Here is a 390-nt window from a genome sequence, read left to right as displayed (position 1 = left end):
GTATCCACTTTGCCATTGCCATTCAGATCAAACGTCAGTGGAGAGTTAGTTTTTCTCTTCTCAAACTCTGTACTGCCACCATGGCTGTCGACATTTCCGCCACCTGCCTTGGGTTTGTACCAACAGTTGAGCCAGTTACCTGTATCTCCCTTACCCCAGTTTTTGTCGTCAGCAGGACCGCCAAAGATCCATCCTTTATCTAAAAAGTTGAGCTTCTGGCCGGTCCGGGGGCCGCCAGATGGGCCTTTTTTCATGTTCGCAATCAATCCATCCCAGTCTCTTTTGAAACCAGCCATTTTCTCTGGGTCTCTCAGTTTCTTCTGGAGCTCAGGCGGCAACTCGTGCCACTTGTGTGGAAAATCATCAGGCAGTTTAGGGGGGTGCGCCGCA

General features: G+C 50.5%; 1 protein-coding gene. It reads right to left on the bottom strand.

The features are described 5' to 3' along the window. Positions 1-390 (bottom strand): hypothetical protein (locus tag A8L45_RS24910; protein ID WP_175402091.1); only part of this gene is annotated, 390 nt, incomplete at both ends.

Source organism: Veronia pacifica (assembly GCF_001707825.1).
In the GTDB taxonomy this organism is placed as follows: domain Bacteria; phylum Pseudomonadota; class Gammaproteobacteria; order Enterobacterales; family Vibrionaceae; genus Veronia; species Veronia pacifica.
The sequence above is the reverse complement of the archived record's forward strand: the minus strand, read 5'-3'. Positions and strand labels throughout refer to the sequence as shown.